Consider the following 21538-nt stretch of genomic DNA (forward strand, 5'->3'; position numbering starts at 1 on the left):
CTCGGGAACCCCAAGGAGTGCACCATGCTCACCACCCGATTCGTCGACGGCGCCCCGAACTGGCTCGACCTCGCGACCCCGGACATGAGCGGCGCCCAGGTCTTCTACCGGGACCTCTTCGGCTGGGACTACCGCCTCGCGGGCCCCGACGCCGGCGGGTACGGCATGTTCCGGCTGAACGACAAGGTCGTCGCGGGCGGCATGACCGTCGACCCCGACCAGGGCCCGCCCGCCTGGAGCATCTTCTTCCAGAGCTCGGACGCGGACAGCACCGCCCAGGCGGCCGAGGACTCGGGCGGGTCCGTGCGCTTCAAGCCCATGGACGTCATGGACCAGGGCCGGATGGCGGTCCTCGCCGACCCCGCGGGCACCCCTTTCGGGGTGTGGCAGCCCGCCGCCAACAAGGGCCTGGACCTCGTGAACGAGAAGGGCGCGCTCTGCTGGACCGAGCTGTACACCCCGGACGTCGACGCGGCCACCGGATTCTTCGGCTCCGTGCTCGGCTGGACCACCGAGCAGGTGTCGTTCAGTGGCGGCACGTACACCATCGTCTCCCCGGCCGGCGGCGGGGAGGACTCGGGCTTCGGCGGCGTGGTGCCGCTCTCCGCCGACCCGCGCGCCTCCACGCCCTACTGGCTGCCCTACTTCGCGGTCCCGGACGCCGACGCGGCCCGCGGCAAGGTGCAGGAGCTGGGCGGCAGGGCCCTCGGCACCGCCGTCGACATCGAGGACGTGGGCCGGATCGCACAGCTCGCCGACCCCTACGGGGCCAGGTTCGCGGTGCTCACGCCCAGCGAGGCGTGACCGGACCGAGGGGCGGGCGGGCCGGGTGGTCAGAGCCGGGTGACCCCGTCGGCGGCCGCCACGAGGTCGCGGCGCGCCGGGCGCGGCGCCGTGGCATATCGGCTCGTGAGACCTACACTTGCGGTGCCGGAGGGCGTACACGGCGTCGGCGTTGATGAGTCGTTGATCCGTCGTTTTTCTCCGCACGGCACGATGCCGAGCCATGCAGATCGACAGCACCACGGGGGCAGATCTCGCCTGGCAGCAGCAGGCGCTCTGCGCACAGGTCGGCACCGACTTCTTCTTTCCCGAGCCGGGCAGTTCGGTGCGCGAGGCCAAACGGATATGCCAGTTGTGCCCGATGCGCGAGGCATGCCTGGAGTACGCGCTCACCCATGACGAACGGTTCGGCGTATGGGGCGGGCTCTCCGAGAAGGAACGGCTCGACCTGCGCCGCGACGCCCCGTCCTGAGTCCGGCAAAGCACGGGATCGTCGGTGCCGTCGGCTAGGTTCCGGGCATGGACTCCGTTTCCCTCCTCCGCCATCTGGACCGCGAGCTGGGCGCCTTCCGCAGCTGCCTGGGCGGCGACCTGTCGGCTCCCGTCCCCACCTGCGGCGACTGGACCCTGCACGACCTCGCCGAGCACCTGGGGAACTCCGGCCTGCGGGCTGCCGCCGCCGTGACCGAGGGACACTTCGGCTTGCGGCCACCGCCCGCGCCGCGCGACCCCCAGTTGCTGGTGCAGTGGTTCGACGAGGCGGCCGCGACGCTCCTCGACGCGCTCGACGCGGACCCGGCCACCCCCGCCTGGATCTTCCAGCCGCCGGGCGTCTCGGACCGCGGAGTCGGCTTCTGGCAGCGCAGGCGGGCGTTGGAGACGTTGATCCACCGGTGGGACGCGGAGCGCGCGCTGGGCGGTGCACGGCCGCTCGACCCGGAGTTGGCCGGCGAGGGCGTGGCCGAGGTGTTCGACACCCTCGCGCCCCGGCAGCTGGCCCGCGGCCGGGCGCGCCCGCCCCGGCACGCCCTCCGCCTCGATGCCACCGACACGGGGGCCACCTGGACCTACGGTCCCGGGGCTCCCGTCGCCGCGGTGGCGGCACCGGCCCAGGACCTGCTCCTGATGCTCTGGGGCCGCCGGCCCGCCACCGGCGCCACGTTCACCTGGAAGGGTGACCGCAAGGCAGCCCTCGCGGTACTGAACGGCCCCCTGACGGCCTGACCGCACCCCTTGTGCGGGGGGTCGGCCCCGGCTCTCCGGAAGGGGCGCGGGAACGGGGGCACCTCCCACGCCTCCAAGGCAGTGCGGGACGGCCGGTGGGTGGTGGCTCGCGCGGTTCCCCGCGCCCCTTTGCGTGCGCGCCCCTCACGCAGGGCTGGGCCCGCCCCGGCCTGCGTGAGGGGCGCGCACCCGACCCGCCTGGATGAGGCGCCGCCTCAGGCGTAGAGCTCCCGCATCCGCACCGAGAGGCAGGTCACCCCACCCTCCAGCTTCTCGAACTCGCTGATGTCCACGATCACCGGCTCGTGGCCGAGCTCGGCCAACAGCTCCGCGGTCTTCGGCGCGCTCGCCGCCATCAGCAGCTTGTTGCCGCCGAGCAGCACCACCTGGGAGCCGGTCTCCTCCGGCACCGGGAGGAAGCGGGGGAACAGGGACGGATGGTCCACCAGCGGCGCGTACCCGATGACCGTGCCGTCCGGCAGCGCGGTCAGCGCGGACTTCAGGTGCAGCACCTGGGCCACCGGCACCGCCACCACCCGCGCCCCGAGCGGTTCGAAGGCCGCCCTGAGCTGCTGGACGCCCGCGGCGTTGGTGCGCCCGCCGCGGCCCACGTAGACCGTGTCACCGATCTTCAGGACGTCACCGCCGTCCAGTGTGCCCGGCTCCCAGACCCAGTTGACCGAGGCACCGAGCCGGGCCACGGCCTGCTCCACGCCGACCGTCTCGGCGCGGCGGGCGCGGGCTCCGGGGCGGGTGATCAGGGCGACGTTGCGGAACAGCACCACGGTGTCCTCGATGAAGACCGAGTCGGGGCACTCCTCGGCCCGCTCGACCTCCACGGTCTCCCAGCCGTGTGAGCGCAGCGTGGCGGCATAGGTCTCCCACTGGTGGAGTGCGAGGCGCACATCCACGGGGGAGCGTTCCTTGCGGGTGAGGATGCCTTCGGCGAGGCGAGGGCCCGGGCGGCGGATCAAGACCTTCTGGGATGGCACGGCGCACATGATGCCTGCCGGATTCGGTCGGCAAAAGCCCCCTGGGGTGGGGGTTTGAGGGACGGAGGGTTCATCGGCTCCCCAATCGGGGGTGATCGGGGCAGGCCCGGCGGCCGCCGTGCCGTGCCGCACGGTGCCGACCGGCGGGGAGCGCGGCCGGCACAGGGAGCGGACCGAGGAGCTGACGGAACGCGGTGGCGCCGCCCCCGCGCTCCGGAAGGTGATCACGGAGGTCAGGGCGCTCGTGGTCGCGGCGGCCGCGGACACGAGCGGGGGCTGACCGGCCGCCGGTGCCGTCGGCGGGCGCCCCGCGTGCCGGGCGGTGCCCCGAACCAGCGGGCGCCCCGCGCACCGGGACGCGCCGGACCAGCCGGCGCGCCGCGCGTCAGCGGGTGCCCCGCGTCAGCAGGCGTCCCGCATTCAGCAGGCGTCCCGCATCAGCTCGGCCAGGTCGTGGTCCAGGTCGACGTGGCGTCCCTCCTCGCCAGGCCCGACCAGCGTGTACGTGCGCCGCAGGAAACGGCGCAGCTCGTGGCTGCGGACGTGGACGAGCGCGGTGCCCTCGGGAGCGTGGAACTCCAGGACGGTGCGGTCGTAGCCGTAGGGCCGGATGTGCACGTCGCCCTCGCCGGAGGCGTCCTCCATGCCGGTGGCGAGCAGGTCACGCGCGAAGGTCCAGCACACCTCGATGCCCTCCAGCGTCGCCGCGGCGGGAAAGGTCATACGGACGGCGAAAGGGTCACTCCGGTCATAGTGCAGCGTGGCGGAAAGGGTGGGCATGCGTGGCGCGGCGGCGACCAGGCGGGCCTCTACGGCTTGCTCGATGACGGTGGACATCGCCTGCTCCCTGATGACGGCTCTACGGCGTGAACGGTGACGGCTCGCGCGGTTCTTCGGTCGGACGGTCGGACGGCGGGGTTGTTGCCGGCACGGCACGCCCCCTATGGGAAGAGACGGCTGAACGGCCGGTTCCGTGCATGCTTTTTCGAGTGACCTCTGTCACCGGGTTCACGCCTGCCGCGGCCCATCCGGTTCCGGCCCGCCGGCGGACGCCGGGCAACGGGACGGAGAGCGCCGCGGCCGGACGCCGCGTCAGGCGGGCGGTGGCCGGTGGGCGTCGCGGTGGGCGGCGAGTTCGGGCGCGGTACGGGTGGCGGCGAACTCCGTGATGCGGTACGTGCACACGCCCGCACGCGCGAACGGGTCCGACGCCGCCAGCCGTTCGGCCGCCGCCCGGTCGGGCGCCACCGCGACGATCACCCCGCCGTCGTGGGGCTCCTTCTGGCCCGCGGCGAGGAAGTCCCCCGCGGCGAAGTGCTCGTCGAGCCAGGCCACGTGCCGGGGGACCACGGTCTCGACCGCCTCCGGCGCCGCGGCGTAGGTGAGCTCCAGGACGAACATGATCGAACCCTATCGGGGCCCGCCCCTCGGAGGAGCCCGGACACGCTCCGGGGCCCCGACCACACGGACCGCGACCCGGACCCGCGTCCCCGGACCCGCGCCCCCGGCCCCTCGCCCCCGTATCCTCGGACCACCATGGCCGAAACGACCCTCGTACCCGTCCCCGCCGGCTGGCCCGCCACCGAGGAGCACGCCAGGGCCGTCCAGGACGGGCTGCGCGGCCGTGTGGTGCTCGACGAGCCGGGCCCGCCGCCCGGCACCGGCCGGGTGACCGGCGTCGACGTCGCCTACGACGACGAGCGTGACGTCGTCGTGGCGGCGGCCGTGGTCCTGGACGCGGCCACGCTCGACGTCGTCGAGGAGGCCACCGCGGCGAGCCGGGTCCCCTTCCCGTACGTGCCCGGGCTGCTGGCCTTCCGCGAACTGCCCGCCGTGCTCGCCGCGCTCGGCTCGCTGGCCGGCGATCCCGGCCTGGTGGTGTGCGACGGGTACGGCAGGGCCCATCCGCGCCGCCTCGGGCTCGCCAGCCACCTCGGGGTGCTCACCGGCCTGCCCACCGCGGGGGTGGCCAAGAACCCGTTCACCTTCTCGTACGCCGACCCGCCCGCCGCACGGGGCTGCGGCGCACCGCTGCTGGACGGCGGCGAGACGGTGGGCCGCGCGCTGCGCACCCGGGACGGCGTCAGACCGGTCTTCGTCTCGGTCGGGCACCGCGTCGACCTGGACACCGCCTGCGCGCACACGCTCCACCTCACCCCCCGCTTCCGGCTCCCCGAGACCACCCGCCGCGCCGACGCCCTCTGCCGGCGGGCCCTGCGCGCGGCCACGGCGTAGCGGCGGCCGGGCGAACCGAACGCGCCGTCCCCGTTCCGCCGCCACCGGACCCCGCGCCCAGGACGGGCTCCACGCGCACACATGACCGGAAACTGAGCGCTTGCTTTCCCATGGGTTGTGCGCGCCGGGCCGCCTTCCTAACATCAGCGGTGTTACATCGGTTGTGTCACAGAGCTGGGGGCCCGATGGCGGCGGCAGGGACCGCGCAGGGCCCGGAGACGGCGGGGCTGGGCCCGCTCTCCGGGGTGCGGGTGGTGGAGCTGGCGGGCATCGGCCCCGGCCCGTTCGCCGCCATGCTCCTCGCCGACCTGGGCGCCGACGTGGTCCGCGTGGACCGCCCCGGCGGCGCGGACCTCGCCCTGGACCCCACCCACGACCTCACAGGCCGCGGCAAGCGCTCCGTGCTGATCGACCTCAAGACCCCGGGTGGCCCGGAGCAGGCGCTCGCCCTCGTGGCCCGCGCCGACCTCCTGATCGAGGGCTTCAGGCCCGGGGTCGCCGAGCGCCTGGGCATCGGCCCCGAGCCCTGTCTGACCCGCAACCCCCGGCTCGTGTACGGCCGGATGACCGGCTGGGGCCAGAGCGGCCCGCTCGCCGGCCGCGCCGGACACGACATCGCGTACATCGCGCGCACCGGCGTCCTCGGCATGATCGGCGCCGACGACGGCCCGCCGGCCGTCCCCGCGAACCTGCTCGGCGACTTCGCGGGCGGCTCGCTCTACCTCGTGGTCGGCCTCCTCGCCGCCCTGCACCACGCCCGGAGCACCGGGGCCGGGCAGGTCGTGGACGCCGCGATCGTGGACGGCGCCGCCCACCTGTCCACGATGATCCACGGCATGCTGGCCGCCGGTCTCTGGCAGGACCGGCGTGGCGCCAACCTGCTCGACGGCGGCTGCCCGTTCTACGGCTGCTACCGCACCGCGGACGGCGGCCACATGGCGGTGGGCGCGCTGGAGCGGCGGTTCTACGACGAGTTCGTGCGCCTGCTCGGCCTCGACGGCTCACTGCCCGACCGGGACGACCCGGCCGGCTGGGACGAGCTGCGGGCGGCCGTGGCGGCCCGCTTCGCCACCCGCACCCGCGCCGAGTGGACGGAGGTCTTCGCGGACTCCGACGCCTGCGTGGCGCCCGTCCTCTCGCTGCGGGAGGCGCCGGCCGACCCGCACCTCGCCGCCCGCGGCACCTTCACCCGGCACGCCGGCATCACCCAGCCGGCGCCCGCGCCCCGCTTCTCCGGCACCCCGGCGGCGGTGCGCTCCGCCCCCGCGCGCCCCGGCGCCGACACCGCCGGCGTGGCCCGCGACTGGGACGTGCCCGGCCTCACAGCCGCCCCCACCGCGGCACCATGACGGCATGACGACCACCCGCACCCGCCGGCCCCGGCCGGCAGAGCCAGGCACCGGCCTAAGGAGGCCCACACGATGACCGCGCCGACCGAAGCGTATGTGTACGAGGCGATCCGCACCCCCCGCGGGCGCGGCAAGGCCAACGGCGCGCTGCACGGCACCAAGCCGATCGACCTCGTGGTGGGCCTGATCCACGAGATGCGCGCCCGCTTCCCCGGCCTCGACCCGGCCGCGATCGACGACATCGTGCTCGGCGTCGTCAGCCCCGTCGGCGACCAGGGTTCCGACATCGCCCGGACCGCCGCCATCGCCGCCGGTCTCCCGGACACCGTCGCCGGTGTCCAGGAGAACCGCTTCTGCGCCTCGGGCCTGGAGGCCGTCAACCTGGCCGCGATGAAGGTCCGCTCCGGCTGGGAGGAGCTGGTGCTCGCGGGCGGCGTCGAGTCGATGTCGCGGGTGCCGATCGCCTCGGACGGCGGCGCCTGGTTCGCCGACCCGATGACCAACCTGGCCACCGGCTTCGTCCCGCAGGGCGTCGGCGCCGACCTGATCGCCACTCTGGAGGGCTTCTCGCGGCGCGACGTCGACGAGTACGCGGCGCTCTCCCAGGAGCGCGCGGCGGCGGCCTGGAAGGACGGCAGGTTCGAGAAGTCCGTGGTGCCCGTGCGGGACGCGAGCGGCCTGGTCGTCCTCGACCACGACGAGCACATGCGCCCCGGCACCACCGCCGACACCCTCGCCAGGCTGAAGCCGTCGTTCGCGGACATCGGCGAGCTGGGCGGCTTCGACGCGGTGGCCCTGCAGAAGTACCACTGGGTGGAGGCCATCGACCACGTCCACCACGCCGGCAACTCCTCCGGCATCGTGGACGGCGCCGCACTGGTGGCCGTCGGCTCCCGGGCGGCGGGGGAGCGGTACGGGCTCACACCCCGGGCCCGGATCGTCTCCGCGGCCGTCTCCGGATCCGAGCCCACCATCATGCTCACCGGACCCGCGCCCGCCACCCGCAAGGCGCTCGCGAAGGCCGGCCTGACGATCGACGACATCGACCTCGTCGAGATCAACGAGGCCTTCGCCGCGGTCGTGCTCCGCTACGTCAAGGAAATGGGGCTCTCGCTCGACCGGGTCAACGTGAACGGCGGGGCGATCGCCATGGGCCACCCGCTCGGCGCCACCGGCGCCATGATCCTCGGCACCCTCGTCGACGAACTGGAGCGCCGGGACGAGCGCTACGGCCTCGCCACCCTCTGCGTCGGCGGCGGCATGGGCGTCGCCACCGTCGTCGAGCGGCTGTGACCCGCCCGCCGCGCCCGCGCCGCCCCGAGCGGCGTTGCCCGCCCTCCCGCCCCACCCTCACGGAGAAAGCCAGATGAGCGAGTCCGCAGTGCCCGCAGAGCCGTCCCCGTCCGCGTCCGCCGAGCCCGGCGCGGACGGGGCCCACCCGACCATCCGCTGGGAGCAGGACGGGACCGGCGTCGTCACCCTGGTCCTGGACGACCCCGGGCAGTCCGCCAACACCATGAACGAGGCGTTCATCACCTCGCTCTCCGCCGTCGCCGACCGTCTTGAGGCCGAGCGGGAGAGCGTGCGCGGCATCGTGGTCACGTCCGCTAAGAAGACCTTCTTCGCCGGCGGCGACCTGCGCGACCTGATCGCGGTGCGCCCCGAGGACGCCCGGCTCGCCTTCGAGCGGAGCATGCGCGTCAAGCGCGACCTGCGCCGCATCGAGACGCTCGGCAAGCCGCTCGTCGCCGCGCTGAACGGCGCGGCACTCGGCGGCGGCTACGAGATCGCCCTCGCCTGCCACCACCGCATCGCCCTCGACGCCCCCGGCTCGCGGATCGGCCTGCCGGAGGTCACGCTCGGGCTGCTGCCCGCCGGCGGCGGCGTGGTGCGCACGGTACGGCTGCTCGGCATCGCCGACGCCCTGCTGAAGGTGCTGCTCCAGGGCACCCGGTACAGCCCCCGGCGGGCCCTGGACGCCGGGCTCGTCCACGAGGTCGCCGACAGCGGCGACGACATGCTCGCCCGGGCCCGCGCCTTCATCGACGCCCACCCCACCTCGCAGCAGCCCTGGGACGCCCCCGGGTACCGCATCCCCGGTGGCACCCCCGCACACCCCGAGTTCGCCGCGAACCTCCCGGCCTTCCCGGCCAACCTCCGCAAGCAGACCGGCGGCGCCCCCTACCCCGCGCCGCGGGCCATCCTGGCCGCGGCCGTGGAGGGCTCCCAGGTCGATTTCGAGACCGCCCAGGCCATCGAGGCCCGGTACTTCACCGGCCTGGTCACCGGGCAGACCGCGAAGAACATGATCCAGGCGTTCTTCTTCGACCTGCAGGCCGTCAACTCGGGCGCCAGCAGGCCGTCCGGCGTCGAGCCGCGCACGGTGCGCAGGGTCGGTGTGCTCGGCGCCGGCATGATGGGCGCCGGCATCGCCTACGCCTGCGCCCGCGTCGGCATCGACGTCGTCCTCAAGGACGTCGCCCCCGAGACCGCGGAGCGCGGCAAGGGGTACTCCGAGAAGCTGTGCGCCAAGGCCGTCGAGCGCGGCCGCACCACCCGGGAGAAGGCCGACGCGCTGCTCGCCCGGATCACCCCCACGGCCGACCCCCAGGACCTCGCCGGCTGCGACGCGGTGATCGAGGCGGTGTTCGAGGACCCGGCGCTCAAGCACAAGGTCTTCCAGGAGATCCAGGGCATCGTGGCCCCCGACGCGCTGCTCTGCTCCAACACCTCCACGCTGCCCATCAGCCTGCTCGCCGAGGGCGTGCAGCGGCCCGCCGACTTCATCGGACTGCACTTCTTCTCACCCGTCGACAAGATGCCGCTGGTCGAGATCATCAAGGGCGAGCGGACCGGCGAGACGGCGCTGGCCCGCGCGTTCGACCTGGTCCGGCAGATCGACAAGACCCCGATCGTGGTCCGCGACTCGCGCGGTTTCTTCACCTCACGGGTCATCGGGCAGTTCATCAACGAGGGCGTGGCGATGGTCGGCGAGGGCATCGAGCCCGCGTCCGTCGAGCAGGCCGCGGCGCAGGCCGGCTACCCCGCCAAGGTGCTGGCGCTGATGGACGAGCTCACCCTCACGCTGCCGCGCAGGATCCGCGACGAGTCACGGCGGGCCGTCGAGGAGGCCGGCGGCACGTGGCGGCCGCACCCGGCGGAGGCGGTCGTCGACCGGATGGTCGAGCAGTTCGGCCGCACCGGCCGCAGCGGGGGCGCGGGCTTCTACGACTACGAGGACGGCCGCCGCACCCGGCTCTGGCCCGGCCTGCGCGAGCACTTCACGCGCACCGGCGGCGACGCCCCCGAGGTGCCGTTCCGCGACATGCAGGAGCGGATGCTCTTCTCCGAGGCGCTGGACACCGTGCGGCTCCTTCAGGAGGGCGTGCTGAGCTCGGTGGCCGATGCGAACATCGGCTCGATCCTGGGGATCGGCTTCCCCGGCTGGACCGGCGGGGTGCTCCAGTACATCAACGGCTACGAGGGCGGCCCCGCGGGCTTCGTCTCCCGCGCCCGTGAACTCGCCGAGCGGTACGGTGAGCGCTTTGCGCCCCCGGCGCTGTTGGTCGAGAAGGCCGAGCGCGGGGAGACCTTCACCGACGCGCGCTGACCCCGCTGCCCCGCGCCTCTGCCGGGCTCCGCCCCGGTCCCCCGACAGGGGCGCGGGCCGTGTCGATGTGCGGCTCCACCGCGTGGACGAGATCAGCCACGACGATGCCGTCCGGTCGCCGCCGTCCCGAGGGGCTGCCGGGGCCGTCTCCGGACCACCGGCCGGCGGTGGGTTGCGCGCGCGGTCCTCCGCGCCCCTGCCAGGGGCGCAGCCCCGCCTTTGAGGGGCGCGGAGCCGTATCGCCGGGGCTCAGGTGTCCTTGAGCCACCGGCGGACCTCCTGGTGCAGCGACCGCTGAAACGCCGTCACCAGCGCCTGCACCACCAACGGCTGCACGTGGTCCGAGAGCGACCGCACCGCGGCGGCCCGCTCGGGATCCGTGCCGCCGTCCCGGCACGGGTCCCCCACCTCCGCCCGGAACAGCCGGGCCAGCTCGGCGGCCGCGGCCCGGCTGTGCTCCAGCAGTACGGTACGGGCCGCGAGGATCGTCTCGTGCGCGATCGGCACGTCCAGCAGCTGCACACCGAGGCCCAGCAGCCCCCGGTCCACCCGGAACGTCTCCTGCTCGTCGGCCCGCACGATCACGTCGAGCGCCGCCAGCCGCTCCAGGTCGCGCTCGGTGAGGGCGCGGCCCGCGCGGCGTTCCAGCTCCGCGCGTGACACCTCCTCGGCACCCTCCGGCGCCCAGGACGCCACCAGGGCGCGGTGGATCGCCAGGTCGTGCGCGCTGAGGTCGGCCGGCAGCCGCTCCAGATACCGCTCGATGGCGGCCAGTGTCATCCCCTGGTGCTGCAACTCCTCGATCAGCGCAAGCCGCGACAGGTGCTCCTGCCCGTACCTGCCGACCCTGCGCGGCCCTATCACCGGCGGCGGCAGCAGGCCGCGGGTGCTGTAGAAGCGCACGGTGCGCACGGTGACGCCCGCGCGGGCGGCCAGCTCGTCGACCGTCAGCGCCGGCTGCTGTGCCTCGGTGGTCACGACGGCCTGCCCTCCTTCCCGGCGCACGGCGACCGCTTCCGGCCGTTACCCGGCGATCCGGTGCAACAGTATTGCTGTCTCACTAGTAATGTGAATGCTCCATACAGGCCTCTGACCAGCATGTGAGAAGTCCCGCCGTGTGATCGACGCCACCTCGTGCGGCGCGGTCACCCGGGGAAGGCGCGCCGTCGGCCCGGCCATCCCCAGGGGTGCCACGCCATGTCAGGCGCGTCGTGCGGAGGTGCCACGGACCGTGGCACACCCCCACACGGACGATCTCCGGCGCACCAGAAAGTGACAGTCCCCCTTGAGCGAGAAGCCCGAAGACCCCGGGAGCAAGGCGAACCCCGCAAGCTCCGGGGACATGGCAGCAGCGGCCACCCGTACCGAGGCGGCCCGCAGACCCGGGGACGCGGGCGACGCGGGCTACAGCAAGGACCTCAAGGCCCGCCATGTGAACATGATCGCCATCGGCGGAGCGATCGGCACCGGGCTCTTCCTCGGGGCCGGCGGCCGCCTGCACTCGGCGGGACCCGCGCTCGCCCTCGCCTACCTCGTCTGCGGGGTCTTCGCCTTCTGCGTGGTGCGGGCCCTGGGCGAGCTGGTCCTCTACCGCCCCTCGTCGGGCTCCTTCGTGTCGTACGCGCGGGAGTTCCTCGGCGAGAAGGGCGCCTACGTCGCCGGGTGGATGTACTTCCTCAACTGGTCCACCACCGGCGTCGCCGACATCACCGCGATCGCGCTCTACACCCACTACTGGGCCGTCTTCACCCCCGTGCCGCAGTGGCTGCTGGCGCTGATCGCGCTGGCCGTGGTGCTCACGGTCAACCTGATCTCGGTGCGGATCTTCGGCGAGATGGAGTTCTGGTTCGCGATCATCAAGGTGGCGGCGCTGGTGGGCTTCATGCTCATCGGCATCTTCCTGCTGATCTCGCGGCACCAGGTGGACGGCAGGGCGCCCGGCCTCGGCGTGATCACCCAGCACGGCGGCCTGCTGCCGAACGGCCTGATGCCCGCGGTCATCGTGATGCAGGGCGTGGTCTTCGCGTACGCGTCGCTGGAACTGGTCGGTGTGGCCGCGGGCGAGACCGCCGAGCCGCACAAGGTCGTGCCGCGCGCCGTGAACTCGATCATGTGGCGGGTGGGCCTCTTCTACGTCGGCTCGGTGGTGCTGCTGGCCCTGCTGCTGCCCGGCACGCTGTACTCGGCCGACGAGAGCCCCTTCGTGACGGTGCTCTCGAAGATCGGCATCCCGGCCGCGGGCGATGTGATGAACCTGGTCGTGCTCACCGCCGCCATGTCCAGCCTGAACTCCGGCCTGTACTCGACCGGCCGCATCCTGCGGTCCATGGCGAGCGCCGGTTCCGCGCCGCGGGCCACGGCCCGGATGAACCGCAGCCAGGTGCCCTACGGCGGCATCATGCTCACCTGCGCGGTGTGCGTGGCGGGCGTCGGGCTGAACTACCTGGTGCCGGCCGACGCCTTCGAGATCGTCCTGAACATCGCCTCGCTCGGCATCATCAGCACCTGGGTGATCATCATGGTGTGCCACCTCGCCTTTGTGCGGCGCGCCAAGGAGGGGCTGCTGGAGCGGCCGCACTTCCGCCTGCCCGGCAACCCCGTCACCGAGATCGTCACCATCGCCTTCCTGATCTCCGTCCTCGTCCTGATGGGCAAGGACCCGGAGGTGGGGCGCAAGACGCTCTACCTGATCCCGTTCGTCGCGGTGGCCCTCGTGGTCGGCTGGTACGGCGTGCGGAAGAGGGTCGCCGAGACGGCGGCCGGCGGGCCACGCGACGGCGGCCCCGGCGGGGGGCCGGGCGGTGGTACCGGTGGTGGTCCGGGAGGTGGCCCCGGTGGTGGGCCGGGTGGCGGTGCCGGTGGCGACGGGGACGGCGGTACGGGGGACGGCCCGAAGGGGTCCTGAGCCGTCCGGTCAGGGCCGAAGGGAGTTCTGAGCCGTCCCGGTCACGTCCCGAAGCGGTACTGAGCTTCCCGCGGCACGCGGCCCGCGGCACCGCGGGCAGGGGCTCCGGCACCGCGCCGGAGCCCCTGCCCGCCGTCGCCGCCGGGGCGTCGCCGCCGTACGCGGCCACCGCTTCGGGGCCGTGCGCGGCCGTGCGCATACTGGAGTGAGGACGGACGATTCCGACGGCAGCCGCGGCCCGCGCCGCCCCCGCGCTCCGGGGGCTCCGGGACCCAGTTCCCGGCGGCCGGGCCCGGCGGGAGCGCACGATGTCCGGGCACGAGCACCAGCACGAACACGCGCGGCCGGGCGGGGCCGCACCGGCACGGGAACACGCCGGGGCCGGGCCACCGCAGGGCCCGGCGGGGACGCCGCGGCCCATGCCCCCGCCACCCGGCGGCATCCTCTGGGAGACCCTCGGTGACATCCGCACCGTGCTCTCCCTGCCCGCCGCCTTCACCCTCCAGGTGGCGCACCCGGCGGTGGGCGCGGGGGTCGACGACCACTCGGCGTTCCGCAGGGACCCCTGGGGCCGGAGCGAGCGGTCGTTGCGCTCCATGCTGACGTGGGTGTACGGCGGGGCGGCGGCCGCCGAGGAGGGCCGCAGGCTCCGCAGGGTGCACGAGGACATCCGCGGCACGGACGCCCACGGCCGCCCCTACCATGCGCTGGACCCCGGCACCTACGCATGGGTGCACGCGACCGGGTTCCCCGTCGCCCGGCACAGCCGCGGCTACCTGAGCCGCCGTCCGTTCACCGGCGCCGAGGAGGACCGGCTGTACGCGGAGTGGCGGCAGGTGGGCCGGGTGCTCGGCGTCCGGGAGCAGGACATGCCGCCGAGCGTCGCCGAGTTCTGGCCCTACTACCGCAGGGTGGTGCGGGAGGAACTGGAGATGACGGCGGTGGCCGCGGAACTCGTCGACGTCCATGCCCCGGTGCCGCCCCCGGACGGCGGGCCGCGGGCCCTGCGGTGGGCGCTGCGCGCCCTGTGGCCGGTCGTGTGGCCTCCCATGGCCCGCTTCCGGCGCTTCCTCACCGTCGGCCTGATGCCACCGGACGCCCGCGAGGCCCTCGGCCTCCCCTGGACGCCCCGCCAGGAACGCCGCCTCCGCCACCTGGGCCGCACCGCAGCCACCCTCGTCCCCCTCCTTCCCGTCCACCTCCGCTACCTCCCCCAGGCCCGCCGCGCCATCGAGGAAGACCGCGCGGCCCGGCGACACGCCTCGTGAGAAGACCCACCCGCCCGGTGAGGGGCGGGTGGGTGGGAGGACCCGGCCGAAGGCCGGACACGCCCGACGGCCTTGGGCCCCGGTCCCGGGGAGCCGCAGGCTCGGGCGTTCCGTGGGCTCAGAGGCGGGACGCCGCGTGGGCCCGCGCGATGGCGGGCCACGACTTGGGCTGCGGAACGCTCCGCGACCCCCCGAACCCCAGGGCCCGCACCGCGGTCGCGGCAGGCCTTGCCGGCTGGTACAGCCAGGTGTCGAAGAGCTCGGCGAGCGGCTTCCCGGACACCCGCTCGGCATACGTCACGAAGTCGCCGACCTTGGCGTTGCCGTACGCGTGCTGCTGCGGCCACCCCTTGAGTATCGCGAAGAAGTCGTCGTCGCCCACGGCGTTCCGCAGCGCCTGCAGTGCCAGCGCGCCCCGGTCGTAGACCGCGTCGTCGAACACGTGGTCGGCGCCGGGGTCTCCGGGGGCCACGGTCCAGAACGGGTCGTCCGCCGGGTGCTGCGCGTACACGTAGTCCGCCAGTTCCTGAGCCGTCCCCTCACCCTCCTTCTCCGACCAGAGCCATTCGGCGTACGAGGCGAACCCCTCGTTCAGCCATATGTCCTTCCACCCGTCGACCGAGACGCTGTCACCGGTCCACTGGTGCGCCAGCTCGTGCACGACCACGGAGACGTTGGACCCCTTGGTGAAGAACCTGGGGCTGTAGAACGGCCGTGTCTGCGTCTCCAGGGCGAAGCCGCTGGAGACATCGGGGACGTAGCCGCCGACCGCGTTGAAGGGGTAGGGGCCGAAGACGCCCTCCAGGAACTCCACGGCCTCGGTGGTCCGCTCCACGGAGGCCTGCGCCGCGGCCTTCGTGGCCGCGTCCAGGTCCTTGCTGTAGGCGTTGACCACCGGCAGCCCGTCCGCGGTGGTGCCGGTCGTGATGTCGAACTTCCCGATCGCGAGGGTCGCCAGGTAGGTGGCCTGGGGCTGGTCGGAGCGCCAGTTGTAGCGGGTCCAGCCGAGCTGGGACGTCGTCGAGGTGAGCACACCGTTGGAGATCGCCTGGGTGCCGTCGGGCACCGCCACCGACACGTCGTAGGTGGCCTTGTCGCGCGGGTGGTCGTTGGACGGGAACCACCACGCGGCCGACTCCGGCTCGTTGGCCGCGACAGCCCCGTCCGGAGTGCGGTCCCAGGAGGTGAAGCCGAAGAGCCGCACCTCGGACGGCTTGCCCGAGTACCGCACGACGACCGTGATCGGGGTGCCCTTCGGCAGCCCGGCGGCCGGTGTGATCTGCAGTTCCTCCTCGCCGGATGTGGCGAAGGAGGCCTTGATGCCGTTGACGCGCACCTCGCTGACCTTCAGGCCGAAGTCGAGGTCGAAGCGGGACAGGTCCTGCGTGGTGGTGGCGAGGATCGTCGCGGTGCCCTGCAGCAGGTCCGTCTCCGGCTGGTACTTCAGCCGGAGGTCGTAGTGCGAGACGTCGTAACCGCCGTTGCCGTAGGCCGGGAAGTAGGGGTCGCCGATACCCGGGGCGCCGGGTGTGTAATCGGCGGCCGACGCCGGGATCGCCAGCATCAGGGAGGCCGCGAGAGCACCCGGGACGATGAGTCTGCGGTACACGAGAGCTCCAAGTCGTAGGAGTGTGGGGTCAGTTGAACCCGACCTTATTGAGCCCTGAACCACTGGCCATGTCCATGGCCCCACACGTCACAAGCCCGCCATACCCCCGACACGCACCACACCGCTGGCGCCGGCCCGCCCCCGGCCCACTCAGGGGCGCGGGGAACTGCGCGCCAAGCCACAGCGCGACCGTCGGATCGCCACCGTCCGAAACGGGCTGTCTCTGTCGCATCCGGGCCGCCCGGGGCGGCCCCCGGCCCCGGCCGCCACCGTCTGAAGGGTGCCTGCCCCCGGGGTGACCGCTGGTGCCGGTCCGCCCCGGCCCACTCAGGGGCGCGGGGGACTGCGCGCCAAGCCACGACGCGACCGTCGGATCGCCACCGTCCGAAACGGGCTGTCTCTGTCGCATCCGGGCCGCCCGGGGCGGCCCCCGGCCCCGGCCGCCACCGTCTGAAGGGTGCCTGCCCCCGGGGTGACCGCTGGTGCCGGTCCGCCCCGGCCCACTCAGGGGCGCGGGGGACTGCGCGCCAAGCCACGACGCGACCGTCGGATCGCCACCGTCCGAAACGGGCTGTCTCTGTCGCATCCGGGCCGCCCGGGGCGGCCCCCGGCCCCCGGCCGCCACCGGCCCCGAAGCCCCCGCCCCCCGCGGCCCCGCCCCCCGCCGCCACCAGCCCCGCCGCCCCCAGCCCCACCGCACACGAAAAACCGGGCGGAACCACTCCGCCCCCCTCGCTAGGATCGACCCCTGATGACTGCCACCCTCGTCGCCAAGGATCTCGCCGCGGGCCACGGCGACCGCTCCCTCTTCTCCGGGCTCGACCTCGTCGTCGCCCCGGGCGATGTGATCGGCCTGGTCGGCGCCAACGGCGCCGGTAAATCCACCCTGCTGCGCCTGCTCGCCGGCCTGGACACCCCCGAGCAGGGCGAGCTGCGCCTGTCGCCACCCACCGCCACCGTGGGCCACCTGCCCCAGGAGCCGGACCGCCGCCCCGGCGAGAGCGTGCGCGCCTTCCTCGCCCGCCGCACCGGCGTGGCCGAGGCGCAGCACGCCATGGACGCCGCCACGGACGCCCTGGTCGCCGGCGCGCCGGGCGCCGACGACGCCTACGCGACCGCCCTGGAGCGCTGGCTCGGCCTCGGCGGCGCCGACCTCGACGAGCGCGCCGAGGAGACCGCGGACGCGCTCGGCCTGGGAGTCGGGCTCGACCAGCCGATGACGTCGCTCTCGGGCGGGCAGGCCGCCCGCGCCTCGCTGGCCTCACTGCTGCTCTCCCGTTATGACGTCTTCCTGCTCGACGAGCCCACGAACGACCTGGACCTGGACGGCCTCGAGCGCCTGGAGCGGTTCGTCGGCGGCCTGCGCGCGGGGACGGTCCTCGTCAGCCACGACCGCGAGTTCCTCACCCGCACCGTCACCAAGGTCCTGGAGCTCGACCTCGCCCAGCACCAGATCAACCTCTACGGCGGCGGCTACGCGGCCTACCTGGAGGAACGCGAGACGGCCCGCCGGCACGCCCGCGAGGAGTTCGAGGAGTACGCGGGGAAGAAGGCCGCCCTGGAGAGCCGGGCCCGGACGCAGCGGGCCTGGATGGACAAGGGCGTCAAGAACGCCCGCCGCAAGGCGCCGGACAACGACAAGATCGGCCGGAAGTTCCGTACCGAGTCCAGCGAGAAACAGGCCGCCAAGGCCCGTCAGACGCAGCGCCTCATCGAGCGGCTCGACGTCGTCGAGGAGCCCCGCAAGGAGTGGGAGCTGCGCATGGAGATCGCGGCGGCGCCCCGCTCCGGGAACGTGGTCGCGACGCTGCGGGACGCACAGGTGCGCCGCGGCGACTTCGTCCTCGGTCCCGCGACGCTCCAGGTCGACTGGGCCGACCGGATCGCCATCACCGGCGCCAACGGCGCGGGCAAGTCCACCCTCCTCGGCGCGCTGCTGGGCCGCGTGCCGCTGGCCGCGGGGCACGCGGCACTGGGCTCCGGCGTGGTGGTCGGCGAGGTGGACCAGGCACGGGCGCTGTTCCACGGTCCCGAGGGACTGCTGGACGCCTTCCGTGCCGCGGTGCCCGACATGGATCCGGCGGACGCGCGCACCCTGCTCGCCAAGTTCGGGCTGAAGGCCGACCATGTGCTGCGCCCGGCCGCCACTCTCTCCCCGGGCGAGCGCACCCGCGCGGCCCTCGCGCTCCTCCAGGGCCGCGGCGTCAACCTCCTCGTCCTGGACGAGCCCACCAACCACCTCGACCTGCCGGCCATCGAGCAGCTGGAGTCCGCCCTCGCGGGCTACCGGGGCACGCTGCTGCTGGTCACCCACGACCGCCGCATGCTGGACGCGGTGCACACCACCCGCCGCATCGACGTGACCGCCGGGAGGCTCACCGAACTCTGACCCCTCGGCCCACCGGGTTCACCGGCCCGGAACACGGGAGCCGGCACAGCCCCCGACCGAGCGCACAAGCCCCAGCGGGCCCGCAGGAGGGCTCGCCGACCGCACAAGCCTCGACCGGGCGACAAGCCTCCCGAGCACACAGGCCTCCGCCGGGGCCGGCACGGATCTCCGCCGAACCCGGCGCGGCACTCGTCCCGGCGGCGGCGCGGAGACCGCGTACGGCCCCGCACCGCCCGCCCGCGTCCTACCGCCTGGGATCCACCAGGCCGGCGCGCCGCAGCGCGTCGGCCATCGCGCTGTTGGCCGGGGCCGGCGCTCCCTGCCGGCCGCGGCCCTGCTGACCGCCCTGGCGGCCACCGCCCTGCTGACCCCCCTGGCGGCCACCGCCCTGGCGGCCGGGGCTCTGCCGGCCGCCGCCCTGCCGGTTGCCCTGGCCGCGGCCCCGCCCGCCGCCGGATGCGGACGCCCCGGCGCCCGCCTCGTCGTCCAGCCGGAGCGTCAGCGAGATCCGCTTGCGCGGGATGTCGACGTCGAGCACCTTCACCCGCACGATGTCGCCGGGCTTGACGACGTCCCGCGGGTCCTTCACAAACGTCTTGGACATCGCGGAGACGTGCACCAGGCCGTCCTGGTGCACGCCGACGTCCACGAACGCGCCGAACGCCGCGACATTGGTGACGACCCCCTCCAGGACCATGCCCGGCGCCAGGTCGGAGATCTTCTCGACGCCCTCCTTGAACGTGGCCGTCCGGAAGGCCGGACGGGGGTCGCGCCCCGGCTTCTCCAGCTCGCGGAGGATGTCCGTGACGGTCGGCAGGCCGAAGGTGTCGTCCACGAACTCGTCCGGCCTGAGCGAGCGCAGCGTGCCCGTGTCGCCGATCAGCGCGGCGACGTCGCCGCCGGTCTTCTGCGCCATGCGGCGCACCACCGGGTACGCCTCGGGGTGCACGCTGGACGCGTCCAGCGGGTCGTCGCCGCCGCGGATGCGCAGGAAGCCCGCGCACTGCTCGTACGCCTTGGGGCCGAGCCGCGCGACCTCCTTGAGGGCGGTGCGGGAGCGGAACGGGCCGTGCGTGTCGCGGTGCGCCACGATGTTCTCCGCGAGGCCGCTGCCGATGCCCGAGACACGGGCCAGGAGCGGAGCCGAGGCGGTGTTCACATCCACCCCCACGCCGTTCACGCAGTCCTCCACGACCGCGTCCAGCGAGTGCGACAGCTTCACCTCCGACAGGTCGTGCTGGTACTGGCCCACGCCGATCGACTTGGGGTCGATCTTCACCAGCTCCGCCAGCGGGTCCTGGAGCCGGCGCGCGATGGACACCGCGCCGCGCAGCGACACGTCCAGCTCCGGCAGCTCCTGCGAGGCGAACGCCGAGGCCGAGTACACCGAGGCGCCCGCCTCCGACACCATCACCTTGGTCAGCTTCAGCTCCGGGTGACGGGCGATCAGGTCACCGGCGAGTTTGTCCGTCTCGCGGGAGGCCGTGCCGTTGCCGATCGCGACCAGCTCGACGGCGTGCTCCTTCGCGAGCCGGGCCAGCTTGGCGATGGCCTCGTCCCACCTGTTCTGCGGGACGTGCGGGTGGATGACGTCGGTGGCGACCACCTTGCCGGTGGCGTCCACCACGGCCACCTTCACGCCGGTGCGGAAGCCGGGGTCGAGACCGAGCGTGGCGCGCGTGCCCGCGGGCGCGGCGAGCAGCAGGTCGCGGAGGTTCGCCGCGAACACCCGCACGGCCTCGTCCTCGGCGGCGGTGCGCAACCGCAGCCGCAGGTCGAGGCCGAGGCGCACCAGGATGCGGGTCCGCCAGGCCCAGCGGACCGTCTCCTGGAGCCACTTGTCCCCGGGCCGGCCGCGCTCCGCGATGCCGAACCGGGAGGCGATGAGGGGCTCGTACGAGGACGTGGCGGTGGTCCCGGAGGCGGCCGCGTCGCCCGCCTCCGCCGGCTCCTCGGGCTCCATGACGAGATCGAGGATCTCCTCCTTCTCGCCGCGCAGCATCGCCAGGATCCGGTGCGAGGGCAGCTCGGTGAACGGCTCGGCGAAGTCGAAGTAGTCGGAGAACTTGGCGCCCGCCTCCTCCTTGCCCTCCCGCACCCGGGCGGCCAGCCGCCCGCGTGTCCACATCCGCTCCCGCAGCTCGCCGATCAGGTCGGCGTCCTCCGAGAACCGCTCGGCGAGGATCGCCCGGGCGCCCTCCAGGGCGGCCGCCGGGTCGGGCACGCCCTTCTCCTCGTCGACGAAGGCCGCGGCGGCGGCCAGTGGCTCCACCGACGGGTCGCCGAGCAGGCCGTCCGCGAGGGGTTCCAGGCCCGCCTCACGGGCGATCTGCGCCTTCGTGCGCCGCTTGGGCTTGAACGGCAGGTAGATGTCCTCCAGGCGGGCCTTGGTGTCCGCAGCGCGGATCCGGGCCTCCAGCTCCTCCGTGAGCTTGCCCTGCTCGCGCACCGAGTCGAGGATCGCGGTGCGGCGCTCCTCCAGCTCCCGCAGATAGCGCAGCCGCTCCTCGACGGTGCGCAGCTGCGCGTCGTCGAGCATCTCGGTCGCCTCTTTGCGGTAGCGGGCGATGAAGGGCACCGTCGAACCGCCGTCGAGCAGCTCGACGGCCGCCTTCACCTGCCGCTCCCGTACGCCGAGCTCCTCGGCGATCCTGCCTTCGATGGACCCTACCTGGGGTGCCGCGGGTGTCGTCACGATCCCGTACCGCCTTATCCACTGAGGTTGCGCGGCAATTGTGGCAGGCGGCACCGACAGCCCGGGCCCAGGGCCTGTCTGACAATTCGCGTCGCGGGCCCGGTGGAATGGTCGGACAGGCCCCCTGGGGCGCTCCGCGTATCGTGCGCGACCCGGTCAGCGGGCGGTGGCGTCAGATGCGTCGCGCCCGGCCGGCGCGGCCCGCACCGGACAGACCGCCCAGCAGACGGGCGATCGCGCGGAACGGCAAGGTCACCACCGTCGCGATGGCGGCGCCGATCTGGTGCAGTACATCGGTAATGGCACGCAGCACGGGACATCCCCTTCCGTCGTGGTTCCGCCGTGGTCCCTCGCTGGACCCGGCGCGGCTCCGTTCGTGGGTCCAAAGCGGTGCGCACGGTTCTGTGGCGCATCCGAGCGGACCCGGCGTGGCCTCGGCCACGCCTCGCCGGGGTCAACGCGACCCGGGCCGGAGGGGA

The 21538-nt window shown here is 73.9% G+C and carries 18 protein-coding genes; 11 read left to right on the forward strand and 7 right to left on the reverse strand.

The window, feature by feature from the left end:
- Positions 1 to 24 precede the first annotated feature (24 nt).
- From ACSMXW_RS32465 to ACSMXW_RS32475, 3 genes are all read left to right on the forward strand, one after another.
- Positions 25 to 804, forward strand: coding sequence for a VOC family protein (locus ACSMXW_RS32465; RefSeq protein WP_485801613.1), 780 nt, complete (start codon positions 25 to 27; stop codon positions 802 to 804).
- A gap of 202 nt (positions 805 to 1006) precedes the next feature.
- On the forward strand, positions 1007 to 1255 hold the full coding sequence (locus ACSMXW_RS32470; RefSeq protein ID WP_485801615.1) for a WhiB family transcriptional regulator: 249 nt from the start codon (positions 1007 to 1009) through the stop codon (positions 1253 to 1255).
- Positions 1256 to 1302: 47 nt separating this feature from the next.
- The gene (locus ACSMXW_RS32475; RefSeq protein WP_485801617.1) at positions 1303 to 2007 is read left to right on the forward strand and encodes a maleylpyruvate isomerase family mycothiol-dependent enzyme; all 705 of its coding nucleotides are present in this window, start codon (positions 1303 to 1305) and stop codon (positions 2005 to 2007) included.
- Positions 2008 to 2222: 215 nt separating this feature from the next.
- Here ACSMXW_RS32475 and ddaH read toward each other — a convergent pair whose 3' ends face one another.
- Positions 2223 to 2999 (reverse strand): dimethylargininase, encoded by a 777-nt coding sequence (gene ddaH / locus ACSMXW_RS32480; RefSeq protein ID WP_485801619.1) that lies wholly within the window; start codon positions 2997 to 2999, stop codon positions 2223 to 2225.
- 91 nt (positions 3000 to 3090) lie between these two features.
- Between ddaH and ACSMXW_RS32485 the strand changes: the two genes are divergently transcribed.
- The gene (locus ACSMXW_RS32485; protein ID WP_485801620.1) at positions 3091 to 3279 is read left to right on the forward strand and encodes a hypothetical protein; all 189 of its coding nucleotides are present in this window, start codon (positions 3091 to 3093) and stop codon (positions 3277 to 3279) included.
- A 140-nt stretch (positions 3280 to 3419) separates the two neighbouring features.
- Here the strand turns inward: ACSMXW_RS32485 and ssgD are convergent, their stop codons facing one another.
- Both ssgD and ACSMXW_RS32495 read right to left on the reverse strand, forming a co-directional pair.
- Positions 3420 to 3836, reverse strand: a complete 417-nt coding sequence (gene ssgD, locus ACSMXW_RS32490) for a spore wall synthesis regulator SsgD (protein WP_485801622.1) — start codon at positions 3834 to 3836, stop codon at positions 3420 to 3422.
- Positions 3837 to 4091: 255 nt separating this feature from the next.
- Positions 4092 to 4400, reverse strand: coding sequence for a YciI family protein (locus ACSMXW_RS32495; RefSeq protein WP_485801623.1), 309 nt, complete (start codon positions 4398 to 4400; stop codon positions 4092 to 4094).
- Between the two features lie 135 nt (positions 4401 to 4535).
- Between ACSMXW_RS32495 and ACSMXW_RS32500 the strand changes: the two genes are divergently transcribed.
- The 4 genes from ACSMXW_RS32500 to ACSMXW_RS32515 all read left to right on the forward strand — a co-directional run bounded on the left by ACSMXW_RS32500 (position 4536) and on the right by ACSMXW_RS32515 (position 10193).
- Positions 4536 to 5234, forward strand: coding sequence for an endonuclease V (locus ACSMXW_RS32500; RefSeq protein ID WP_485801625.1), 699 nt, complete (start codon positions 4536 to 4538; stop codon positions 5232 to 5234).
- Between the two features lie 185 nt (positions 5235 to 5419).
- The gene (locus tag ACSMXW_RS32505) at positions 5420 to 6583 is read left to right on the forward strand and encodes a CaiB/BaiF CoA transferase family protein (protein WP_485801626.1); all 1164 of its coding nucleotides are present in this window, start codon (positions 5420 to 5422) and stop codon (positions 6581 to 6583) included.
- Positions 6584 to 6655: 72 nt separating this feature from the next.
- Entirely contained in the window at positions 6656 to 7876 is a 1221-nt protein-coding gene (locus ACSMXW_RS32510; protein WP_485801628.1) for an acetyl-CoA C-acetyltransferase, read from the forward strand.
- A 73-nt stretch (positions 7877 to 7949) separates the two neighbouring features.
- A complete protein-coding gene (locus ACSMXW_RS32515; RefSeq protein ID WP_485801630.1) occupies positions 7950 to 10193 on the forward strand; it encodes a 3-hydroxyacyl-CoA dehydrogenase NAD-binding domain-containing protein in 2244 nt (747 codons plus the stop codon).
- 249 nt (positions 10194 to 10442) lie between these two features.
- Here ACSMXW_RS32515 and ACSMXW_RS32520 read toward each other — a convergent pair whose 3' ends face one another.
- Positions 10443 to 11171, reverse strand: a complete 729-nt coding sequence (locus tag ACSMXW_RS32520) for a MerR family transcriptional regulator (protein ID WP_485801631.1) — start codon at positions 11169 to 11171, stop codon at positions 10443 to 10445.
- A 364-nt stretch (positions 11172 to 11535) separates the two neighbouring features.
- Between ACSMXW_RS32520 and ACSMXW_RS32525 the strand changes: the two genes are divergently transcribed.
- Both ACSMXW_RS32525 and ACSMXW_RS32530 read left to right on the forward strand, forming a co-directional pair.
- Positions 11536 to 13098 carry an amino acid permease gene (locus ACSMXW_RS32525; protein ID WP_485801633.1) on the forward strand — a complete coding sequence of 521 codons (1563 nt, stop codon included), beginning with the start codon at positions 11536 to 11538 and terminating at the stop codon, positions 13096 to 13098.
- A 419-nt stretch (positions 13099 to 13517) separates the two neighbouring features.
- Positions 13518 to 14366: an oxygenase MpaB family protein gene (locus tag ACSMXW_RS32530; RefSeq protein ID WP_485801635.1), complete on the forward strand. Its 849-nt coding sequence runs from the start codon at positions 13518 to 13520 to the stop codon at positions 14364 to 14366.
- 118 nt (positions 14367 to 14484) lie between these two features.
- Here ACSMXW_RS32530 and ACSMXW_RS32535 read toward each other — a convergent pair whose 3' ends face one another.
- Positions 14485 to 15975: a M1 family metallopeptidase gene (locus ACSMXW_RS32535; RefSeq protein WP_485801637.1), complete on the reverse strand. Its 1491-nt coding sequence runs from the start codon at positions 15973 to 15975 to the stop codon at positions 14485 to 14487.
- Between the two features lie 751 nt (positions 15976 to 16726).
- On the opposite strand from ACSMXW_RS32535, the gene ACSMXW_RS32540 reads away from it, so the two are divergent.
- A complete protein-coding gene (locus tag ACSMXW_RS32540; protein ID WP_485801639.1) occupies positions 16727 to 18364 on the forward strand; it encodes an ABC-F family ATP-binding cassette domain-containing protein in 1638 nt (545 codons plus the stop codon).
- Positions 18365 to 18608: 244 nt separating this feature from the next.
- Here the strand turns inward: ACSMXW_RS32540 and ACSMXW_RS32545 are convergent, their stop codons facing one another.
- Together ACSMXW_RS32545 and ACSMXW_RS32550 are read right to left on the reverse strand one after the other, a co-directional pair.
- Positions 18609 to 21059 (reverse strand): Tex family protein, encoded by a 2451-nt coding sequence (locus ACSMXW_RS32545; protein ID WP_485801640.1) that lies wholly within the window; start codon positions 21057 to 21059, stop codon positions 18609 to 18611.
- Positions 21060 to 21231: 172 nt separating this feature from the next.
- Positions 21232 to 21372 (reverse strand): LPFR motif small protein, encoded by a 141-nt coding sequence (locus ACSMXW_RS32550; protein WP_485801642.1) that lies wholly within the window; start codon positions 21370 to 21372, stop codon positions 21232 to 21234.
- Positions 21373 to 21538: the final 166 nt, after the last annotated feature.

Source organism: Streptomyces sp. DSM 116793 (genome assembly GCF_057320905.1).

What these genes read in the sequence shown, in the direction of transcription:
- ACSMXW_RS32465 (WP_485801613.1), top strand. Translation starts at nt 25, where the DNA reads ATGCTCACCACCCGATTCGTCGACGGCGCCCCGAACTGGCTCGACCTC.
- ACSMXW_RS32470 (WP_485801615.1), top strand. Translation starts at nt 1,007, where the DNA reads ATGCAGATCGACAGCACCACGGGGGCAGATCTCGCCTGGCAGCAGCAG.
- ACSMXW_RS32475 (WP_485801617.1), top strand. Translation starts at nt 1,303, where the DNA reads ATGGACTCCGTTTCCCTCCTCCGCCATCTGGACCGCGAGCTGGGCGCC.
- ssgD (WP_485801622.1), bottom strand. Translation starts at nt 3,836, where the DNA reads ATGTCCACCGTCATCGAGCAAGCCGTAGAGGCCCGCCTGGTCGCCGCC.
- ACSMXW_RS32495 (WP_485801623.1), bottom strand. Translation starts at nt 4,400, where the DNA reads ATGTTCGTCCTGGAGCTCACCTACGCCGCGGCGCCGGAGGCGGTCGAG.
- ACSMXW_RS32500 (WP_485801625.1), top strand. Translation starts at nt 4,536, where the DNA reads ATGGCCGAAACGACCCTCGTACCCGTCCCCGCCGGCTGGCCCGCCACC.
- ACSMXW_RS32505 (WP_485801626.1), top strand. Translation starts at nt 5,420, where the DNA reads ATGGCGGCGGCAGGGACCGCGCAGGGCCCGGAGACGGCGGGGCTGGGC.
- ACSMXW_RS32510 (WP_485801628.1), top strand. Translation starts at nt 6,656, where the DNA reads ATGACCGCGCCGACCGAAGCGTATGTGTACGAGGCGATCCGCACCCCC.
- ACSMXW_RS32515 (WP_485801630.1), top strand. Translation starts at nt 7,950, where the DNA reads ATGAGCGAGTCCGCAGTGCCCGCAGAGCCGTCCCCGTCCGCGTCCGCC.
- ACSMXW_RS32525 (WP_485801633.1), top strand. Translation starts at nt 11,536, where the DNA reads ATGGCAGCAGCGGCCACCCGTACCGAGGCGGCCCGCAGACCCGGGGAC.
- ACSMXW_RS32530 (WP_485801635.1), top strand. Translation starts at nt 13,518, where the DNA reads ATGCCCCCGCCACCCGGCGGCATCCTCTGGGAGACCCTCGGTGACATC.
- ACSMXW_RS32540 (WP_485801639.1), top strand. Translation starts at nt 16,727, where the DNA reads ATGACTGCCACCCTCGTCGCCAAGGATCTCGCCGCGGGCCACGGCGAC.